Raw genomic sequence first — 8363 nt, forward strand, 5'->3', positions numbered from 1 at the left:
GGTTATCTGGGCAAGCTGGTCACCTGGACGCTGGAAACACTGGGCTGGACACTGGAAATCATCAAGCGTAGTGACAGGGCCAAAGGGTTTCAGGTGCTGCCTCGCCGCTGGGTGGTGGAACGCTCATTGGCGTGGTTGACGCGCTCACGTCGGCTGAGCCGGGACTATGAAGGCCGCTGCCACACCTCCGCTTCCTGGTGCTATCTCGCCAACATTCGCTTGATGCTCCGTCGTCTTGATCCTTCTGTCGAACCTTTATAAACGCGCTCTTAGAAGGGAGGCAAGAGTTGCGGAATTGCCGGGCTAGCAGCGTTCCTTGGCTCCCTTTTAAGGGGAGCTGGCTGCGAAGCAGACTGAGGGGTTTCCCTTCAGCGTGACGCATATTTCCCTCTCAAACCGCCTCCGCCCTCAGACCCATAGACCAACCTCAGATCGGCGCGTCCTCCGCAAAATGCGGTTCGCGCTTCTCGCGCAGGCTGCTCAGGCCCTCGCGCACGTCGGGGCCAGTGAAGCCCAGAAATTCCAGGGCGAGGCTGGCGTCAAAGGTGGGTCCCATCGCGCGGAGCCAGTTGTTGAGGGCGTACTTGGTCCAGCGAATCGCGGTGGGGCTGCCCGCTGCCAGTTTGCGGGCTACCTTCCACGAACGGTCCAGCAGTTCGTCGTCTGGCACGCACAGGCTGACCAGACCGATGCGCTCGGCTTCCTCGCCGGACACGGGTTCGCCGGTCAGCAGGTGGTACTTGGCCTTGTTCAGCCCGCACAGCAGCGGCCAGATGATCGCGGCGTGATCGCCTGCCGCCACACCCAGGCGCACATGGCCGTCCAGAATGCGGGCCGTTTTCGCGGCGATGCTCACGTCTGCCAGCAGGGCCACGGCCAGCCCCGCGCCGACGCAGGGGCCGTGAATGGCGCTGACGATGGGCTTGCCGCAGTTGACGACGTTGTAGACCAGATCGCGCGCCTCGCGCCAGACGCGGGCCAGGGCGGTGAAGTCGTTGCTCATCTCCTCAATGAGGGTGAAATCCCCGCCCGACGAGAAACCGCGTCCCTCGCCCCGGATCAGCACGCAGCGCACGCCCGCCGCCGCGTCAATGTCGCGCCAGACCTGCGTTAGGGCGCGGTGGGCCTCGGCATTGACGCTGTTCAGGGTCTTCTCGGAGCGGATCACGATTTCCAGGATGCCGCTACCGCTCTCGGTCAGGTCATGGGCTTCAAGGTACAGACCGGGATACGCGCCGGGGACGCACAGTTGTTCCAGATTCACGGCTGTTCCAGATTCATGGGTTGTGAGGTCATGGCTTGAGGCTAGCTCAGGCGGAAGCAGTTTTTCGCCAGCCCAGCAGGCCCACCACGCCCGCCAGCGCCATGCTGCCCGTCACCAGCAGCACCACCGAGGGCCAGCCTCCGCCCTCGTAGGCATGTCCGGCCAGGACACTGGCGGCGGCGGCCCCGCCGTAATACGCCATGTGATACAGCCCCGAGGCCAGACTGCGCGCCCGCGTGACCTCGCGCTGCACGGCAGCCAGGGCAGCGGACTGGGCCAGAAACACCCCGCACGCCCCCGCCGCCACGCCCACGATGATCAGCGGGAGCGGCGCAGCCAGCGTCAGCAGCAGCCCCACCAGACTGGCCCCCACCGCCGTCAGCAGTGCAATTCTGGAACCACGCAGCGCCAGTAGCGGCCCGGCAATCGGGGTGATGACCACGCCCAGCAGATAGACGGCGAAGATCAGTCCAGTCTGGGCGGTGTTCAGAAAGTACGGTCCCGACGCCAGCCGCAGCGTCAGCGTGTTGAACAGGCCCACCAGCGTGAACAGGATCAGAAAGCCCACCGCGCACGTCGCCAGCAGCGCGGGATTTCGCAGATGGGCGTTCAGGTTTTCCAGCACGCCGCGCACATTCCTTTGCGGGGTGAAGTGCTGTTCAGCGGGCAACCCGGCGCGGGCCAGAAAAAATCCGGCCAGCGAGGCCACTGCCAGCAACCAGAACGCCGCGTGCCAGCCCCAGCGCACCGCCACCAGCCCAGCCAGAAAACGGCCCAGAAAGCCGCCCAGCACCGTGCCCGTCACGTACATGGTCAGGGCGCGGGCGCGTCCGGCGGGCGGGACTTCCTCGGCGATCAGGGCGTTCAGGGCCACCATCACACCGGGAATTAGTAATCCCTGGGCAAAGCGGGCCGCATTCAGAGTCGCCAGTGTGGGTGCAAATACCGCTAGCACGGCGGGAACCGTCAGCAGCGCGAAGGCCCAGATCACCACGCCCCGGCGGCCCAACGCGTCGGCCAGCACGCCCACCAGCGGGGAAGCCAGGGCCATCGCCAGCGTCGTCGCGCCAATCACGAAGCCGATCTGCGCCGCGTCCGCGCTGAATTCCTGCGCCAGCACCGGCAGCAGGCTCTGGGGTGCGTAGACGTTCAGAAAGACCAGCGTTCCCAGCGCCGCAAAAAGAAGAGGATGTGGCGGCGCAGCCCGGACGCTCAAGGCAGGCCGACGAGGCCCGTTTCGTTGACCCAGGCAGTCCCCACGCCCAATGCGTCGGCCATCACCGGGTCCGGCGTGCCGGTCAGGCCGGGAAAGATCAGGGTGGGGCGGGCATCCAGACCCACCCCCCCGGTTTCGTCCAGCCGCACCAGCACTGCACCGAACGCCCAGTCAGATGCCCACAGCCGTTTGACCGCTTGCAGGGCCGCCGTGCCAGGAGGCATGACCTGGGCCTCCTCCGTGGACAGCAGCCCCGGACGGCGCACATGCACCGCTCCTCTGCCGAGTCCGGCGTTGCCCAGCGCCCGGTAAAAAATCTGCACCGCGTCGTCCATCAGAAAACTGGTGCGGATCAGGGCCTCGGCCCGCGCGGTCAGGTCTTCCAGTACGTCCTCATCCACGCGTCTGGGGTTGATCGGGGCGAACAGGCGGCCCAGTTGTTCGGGCAGGTTGACGCTGCGGTAAAAGGCTTCCTCAAATTCAGGCGGCACCAGCATGCCGCGCACATCCTGCGCCGCCAGCCGCACCACTTCCGCGCCCACTCGGTCTGCGCCGCGCCGCGCGGCTTCTTCAAAGGTCAGCATGACGGGCAGGCTAAAGCATGGGGAATCGGACTGTCAGAGCCTGCACCTTCATCCTTGAGCAGAACAGACTGTCGTCGTGAGATAGCACCCGTATGGGGCTACTCCTCCCCTTGAGGACGCTTGCGCACTTCGCTCAGGCATAAAGATGATCTCTTCGTACCCCACGCTCTTTGCTGCCGTCAGGCGCTTACAGCGACGCCGCCGAGAGGTTGCTGTGGGTGGGCGTCAGGAAGACGGTGCCCTGTCCGCTGATCATGAACACCAGCCCCTCACCGCTTCGCAGGGCGTTGCGGAGGCCGCGCACCAGCGGGCGCAGTTCCACGTTCAGCGAGGCGCTGTACATCAGCATCAGATCGCCGTCCACGATCAGGCTGTCGTTACCGCTGAGTTCAATCACCTCTACTTCCGAGACCGGAACCGGGGATTCCACCACGAAGATGCCCTTGCCGGACAGCTTGGGCTGACGCAGCCCGTTGCCCGACAGCGCCCCAGCAATGGAGTTGTGCGTGTGCGTGCCGAGTTGCATGGTGTCCTGGGCCATGTAGAACGCCTTGTCGTCCAGAATCATGTCGTCGCCCTTCGCGCCGCTGGATTCCGCGATGATGAAATGCTTGCGCGTCGGCTCGGTCCAGACCTTGCCCTGTCCGGTAAAGCGGGTGGCAAAGGCGCTCTCGCCCGTGCCTGCGGTGGCGATGGCCCGGCTCAGAAAGCCGCCCTTGGCCTGCTGCTCCACCTTGGCCTGAATGTTGCCGTGGCTGTACTGGAACGCCCCCGGCTCAATGAGAACGCCCGAACCGTGAAGCTGGGCCTCCACGGTGAAGCGCCCGTCCATCTGGCGCGTTTCTTCCAGATCACCGCTGGCAGACGCCGAGTAGCGGATCACATGGGTCAGCGCATGGATACGGAAGGTCAGGCCGTCGCCTTTCTGCTCCTGCACAAGCTGCATATGGGTCATGCGTCAAGTGTAATACAAATCTCTATTCTGGAATGTGGGAGGCGAGGTACAGACTCAATGATTTCAGGGCAGCGGGAGACGCGCTCTGGTATCGCGTACTGGACGACAGATTTCAAGCCCTTCCAGAAAGTGTCGGGTACTAAGGTAACAGCGATAGCCTGGAGCGGACAATTGCTCCATTTCATGTGACCTTCCCCTTGTACGTCTCCCTCAGAACTGCTGCCCGGAGGTTTCACCATGAACCGAGTTATTGCCCTGCCCATCAAACTGCTCAGCGCCACCCTGCTGCTGTCCGTTACCGCCCTGGCTGCCCCACGCACCCTGGAACAGGTCAAATCTTCTGGAACGCTAAAACTGGGAACCGAGGCCGCCTTCCCCCCATTCAATTTCTACGAGGGCAAGGTGCTGAAGGGGTTTGAAGTGGACCTAGGCGACGCGCTAGGCCAGTCGCTGGGCCTGAAGGTGGAATGGGTGGTGCAGCCCTTTGACAATCTGCTGATCTCGTTGAATCAGGGGCGCTTTGACGCGGTGGTGGCCTCGCACGCCATCACCCCCACGCGGCAAAAGGCAGTGGATTTTCTGCCGCCGCACTATTGCTCTGCCGTGAACATCGTGGCGAAGGCGGGCGGCCCACTGACGCAAAAGGCGTTGGCGGGCAAGGCGGTGGGAACGCAAGTGGGAACCGCGCAGATTCCCGTACTGAACGCTATTCCAGGCATCAAGGAGGTCCGCACCTATCCCAATGATCAGAGTATTCTGGCGGCGTTGCAGGCGGGCCGGGTGGACGCCTGGACCAGCAACGGCCCGGTGGTGGCCTACATGCTCAAGCAAACGGGTCAGACGGGCAAAATCCTGATAGGCGAGGCCATCAGCAATGAGCGCAATGCCGCAGCGGTAGCCCTGGGCAACACCGCCCTGCACGACGCCCTGAGCGGCGCACTCGCGGGCCTGCTCAAGAACGGTACTTACGCTAAAATCTCCGATAAGTGGTTTGGGCAGGACATTCGCTGCAAATAACGCGGAGCGAATGACACTCTCGGCGGGGCGGCTGCTCTAGGGGGCGGCCTATGAGCGCGCCCACTTCTGCCCCGGCCCTCGCCGCCCGCCACGTCACCTCCAGCGGCACGCGGGTCTACACGCTGACCGTGCCTGCCTTTCCGCACTTTGCCGCCAACGTGTTTCTGGTGGTGCGGGGCGACGCTGTTAGACCTGAATACACTGCCCTAGTGGACACCGGAGGCAGCCACGAGGCCAGCACCGCCGCGCTGGAAGCTGGGCTGGAGGCCATTCGCAGCGAATACGGCGAGGCGGTGGCCTGGAACACCCTCAGCCGCGTGATGATCACGCATCCGCACCCGGACCATGTGGCGGGACTGCCGTTCGTGCGCGGTCAGACAGATGCGCCCGTTGCCGCACACGAATGGGCCGTTGCCACCATGCAAAATCCATCTGGCGATCCTGTGAAGCGACAGGCCGACATGGAAGACCACATTCTCTGGCTGGGGCTGACTGGCGAGGGAACGGAAGCCGAGTACGCCGAACGCCTGCGCCGCCGCGCCCGCAACAGCATGTTGTCCGAAGCGGTTGAAGTTCAGACGCCACTCAAAGATGGCGATGTGCTGGACGATGTATTTACTGTCATCCACACACCCGGCCACGAGGGTTCGCAGGTCTGCCTGCGCGTGGACGATCTGCTCCTGAGCGCCGATCATCTGCTGCCGCGCAATTCGCCGCCGCTGATGCCGGAGCGGTTCCAGCGGGGCGCGGGGCTGGGGCATTATTTGAAATCGCTGGACCGGATTGAGGAATTAGAAGGCGTGAGCGTGGCGCTGGGTGGACACGACGGCCCCATGCAGGACTGGAAGGGGCGCATCCAGAACCTCCGGGATCGCTACCACGACAAGCTGCGCGCCGTGCTGGACGCTGCCGCCGCACCGATTACCATCCATGACCTGACCCACGCGCTGCATCCCCGTTTGCGGGCGATTCAGGCCATCCTGCTGCTGGACCAGACGGCGGCGCTGGCAGAGTATCTGGTGGCGCAGGGCGATCTGCTGGAAACGCGGCGGGAGGATGGGGCGGCTTTATTTGTACGAGCGGCCCAGCCGTAGACTGACTTCACATCACGGTCAAAACAGGAGGCGGAATGACGCGAGTGAAAGAAGGGCTGGAGCGGTTGCTGGAAGATCTGGAAGACAGCGGGCGCGTGGAGTTGGATGCCGGAACGATGGGCGGCTATTTCGGCGAGCGCCCGCTGACCGACAAGCAGATGGATACCGTCAACGACGCACTCAACGCCAACGGTTTCAGTGTGGCGACGATTTATGTCATTTACAGAGATGTTGATGGTTACCGCTCCTTCACGCCGCCCCCCGCGCCCGAACCGCTGGACCTCAGCGCCGAATCCATCCGTGCCCTGAGCATCCGACAGCCCTTCGTGGAACAGATTCTGCGCGGTGAGAAGAACATTGAATACCGTTCGTGGCAGGTCAAGGAGCCGGGGCCACTGCTGCTGCACGCCTCCGACACCAGAGCGGGGGCGGACGCTTTTGATGACGCGGACATCGCGCCGGACACGCTGCCTTACGCGGCGCTGGTGGGCGTCGTGGATGTGGTGGATTGCCTGTGGGACGAGGAAAATGAGGAATTTGAATGGCTGCTGGCCTACCCCCGGCGCTTCTCCCAACCGATTCCATACAAGGGCGCGGCCAGCATCTTTCGCGTGCCAATAGAGGAAATTCAGGCGGCGCTGTCAGCCCCAACCTGAACCGACAGCCCCGACTTGAATCCCCCCAGCCTGACACCCGCGCGCTAGTCTGCGGCGTTATGACCCCCGAGCGCTACGCCAAGATTCTGCGGGTGCTGAGCAAACGCCAGCCCACCCTGACCGTGTTGATGGATCAGGTCAACAAGCCCCACAACCTCTCGGCCATCGTCCGCACCTGCGACGCGGTGGCGGTTCTCACCGCCCACGCCGTCCCACCGGGCAACGGCAAACCACTGGAATTTGAGGGCAATACCTTTGAAGCCACCTCTGGCAGCGCCCACAAATGGGTGCGGGTGCAGACACATACGGACACGCTGGAAACCGTGCGCGAATTGCAGGGACAGGGCGTGCAGGTTCTCGCCACCCACCTCTCGCAGCGCAGCGTGGACTACCGCGAGGCCGATTACACCCGCCCCACCTGCGTGCTGCTGGGCGCGGAGAAATGGGGTGTGGCCGATGCGGCGGCGGACGCGGCGGACGGCAACATCATCATCCCGATGTTCGGCATGGTGCAGAGCTTGAATGTCTCTGTAGCGGCGGCCACCATTCTTTTTGAGGCGCAGCGGCAACGGCTGGCGGCGGGGCTGTACGACACGCCCCAGCTTTCGCCGGAGGAGCTGGCGCGGCTGGCCTTCGAGTGGGGCTACCCGGAGCTGGCCCCAAAGTACCGGGAGCGCGGGGAAGCGTATCCGGCTTTGGATGGTGACGGTCAGATATTGGGTTGACTGACATCTTGCAGTTTTGGGAAAGGATGTCTGGAACGCACTTTTGGCCCCATATTGAGGTATGTACCCAAAAGAATCGCGCTCCAGACGACTTTATTCTGACATTCTGCCTTGCTTTTCTCGCAAGCAACACCGGGAATCCTTCGAGGTCTTCCTTGACCTGCTGCTTGATGGTTCCGGCAGACCTCTGCCGGAACGGGCCACCGTCAAATCCCCCTCGGCGCTCAGCCGCTTTTTCAATTACGCCACCTGGAATACCCGTCGGCTCTGCCGGGTAATGCGCCAGCACGCTTTCCAGACGTTGCAAGATCGGTGGCGACAGCAGCCTCACCAGCGCCCCAGACTGGAACTCCTGGTTGACCTCACCAGTTTGGAAAAGACTGGCAAGTTCGCTGAACTTGCCGACTGGATGCATACCTACCACAGCGTTCATGGTGTCCATCTGGTGGTGCTGTACCTCTGCTGCGGTGAGCTTCGTCTCCCCTGGGCGTTTCAGGTCTGGCGGGGCAAGGGGACACCTTCTCCTGCACAACTCGCGCTGAAGTTGCTGCGTACGGTGCCATCGGCACTCCTCCTGGGGAAGCGGCGTTCCCGTCTCCATGCCGATGGAGGGTTCGAGAGTACCGAGTTCATCCAGGGTGTGCTGAGCCGGGGGTTGGACATCGTGGTGGGCGTACGTTGCAACCGCAAGCTGGAGGATGGCCGCCAGATGCGTGACCTGATGGTCCGGGGGAGCCTGGTCAAGCCCACAGGGCTTGATCAGGCCATGTGCGTTTCCTGGGTCTGGCTCTACCGCAACAAGGAGCCAGAGCAACGCTTTGTCATGTCGAATCTTGACCTGGGCGGCAAGTA

10 protein-coding genes are annotated in these 8363 nt (G+C 63.4%); 6 read left to right on the top strand and 4 right to left on the bottom strand.

What is annotated here, in order from left to right; genetic code table 11:
- The coding region (locus BOO71_RS17835) for a transposase (protein WP_139323014.1) at positions 1 to 261 on the top strand (261 nt) is incomplete at its 5' end.
- A gap of 166 nt (positions 262 to 427) precedes the next feature.
- Here the strand turns inward: BOO71_RS17835 and BOO71_RS17840 are convergent.
- From BOO71_RS17840 to BOO71_RS17855, 4 genes are all read right to left on the bottom strand, one after another.
- On the bottom strand, positions 428 to 1264 hold the full coding sequence (locus BOO71_RS17840) for an enoyl-CoA hydratase/isomerase family protein (RefSeq protein ID WP_075834624.1): 837 nt from the start codon (positions 1262 to 1264) through the stop codon (positions 428 to 430).
- 46 nt (positions 1265 to 1310) lie between these two features.
- On the bottom strand, positions 1311 to 2480 hold the full coding sequence (locus BOO71_RS17845; protein ID WP_075834626.1) for an MFS transporter: 1170 nt from the start codon (positions 2478 to 2480) through the stop codon (positions 1311 to 1313).
- Positions 2477 to 3064, bottom strand: coding sequence for a hypothetical protein (locus BOO71_RS17850; protein WP_075834628.1), 588 nt, complete (start codon positions 3062 to 3064; stop codon positions 2477 to 2479). The genes BOO71_RS17845 and BOO71_RS17850 overlap by 4 nt, the downstream gene beginning before the upstream one ends.
- Before the next feature lie 187 nt (positions 3065 to 3251).
- Positions 3252 to 4019 carry an AIM24 family protein gene (locus BOO71_RS17855; protein ID WP_075834630.1) on the bottom strand — a complete coding sequence of 256 codons (768 nt, stop codon included), beginning with the start codon at positions 4017 to 4019 and terminating at the stop codon, positions 3252 to 3254.
- 237 nt (positions 4020 to 4256) lie between these two features.
- Between BOO71_RS17855 and BOO71_RS17860 the strand changes: the two genes are divergently transcribed.
- From BOO71_RS17860 to BOO71_RS17880, 5 genes are all read left to right on the top strand, one after another.
- A complete protein-coding gene (locus BOO71_RS17860; protein WP_075834633.1) occupies positions 4257 to 5036 on the top strand; it encodes an ABC transporter substrate-binding protein in 780 nt (259 codons plus the stop codon).
- A 50-nt stretch (positions 5037 to 5086) separates the two neighbouring features.
- Positions 5087 to 6130: an MBL fold metallo-hydrolase gene (locus BOO71_RS17865; RefSeq protein ID WP_075834635.1), complete on the top strand. Its 1044-nt coding sequence runs from the start codon at positions 5087 to 5089 to the stop codon at positions 6128 to 6130.
- A gap of 35 nt (positions 6131 to 6165) precedes the next feature.
- Positions 6166 to 6786: an ASCH domain-containing protein gene (locus tag BOO71_RS17870; protein WP_075834637.1), complete on the top strand. Its 621-nt coding sequence runs from the start codon at positions 6166 to 6168 to the stop codon at positions 6784 to 6786.
- Between the two features lie 59 nt (positions 6787 to 6845).
- Positions 6846 to 7511 carry a tRNA (guanosine(18)-2'-O)-methyltransferase TrmH gene (trmH, locus tag BOO71_RS17875; protein WP_075834639.1) on the top strand — a complete coding sequence of 222 codons (666 nt, stop codon included), beginning with the start codon at positions 6846 to 6848 and terminating at the stop codon, positions 7509 to 7511.
- 61 nt (positions 7512 to 7572) lie between these two features.
- Positions 7573 to 8363, top strand: a 791-nt coding sequence (locus tag BOO71_RS17880) for a transposase (protein WP_139323015.1), incomplete at its 3' end; no start/stop codon positions are given.

This window comes from Deinococcus marmoris (genome assembly GCF_001949125.1).
Taxonomy (GTDB): domain Bacteria; phylum Deinococcota; class Deinococci; order Deinococcales; family Deinococcaceae; genus Deinococcus; species Deinococcus marmoris_A.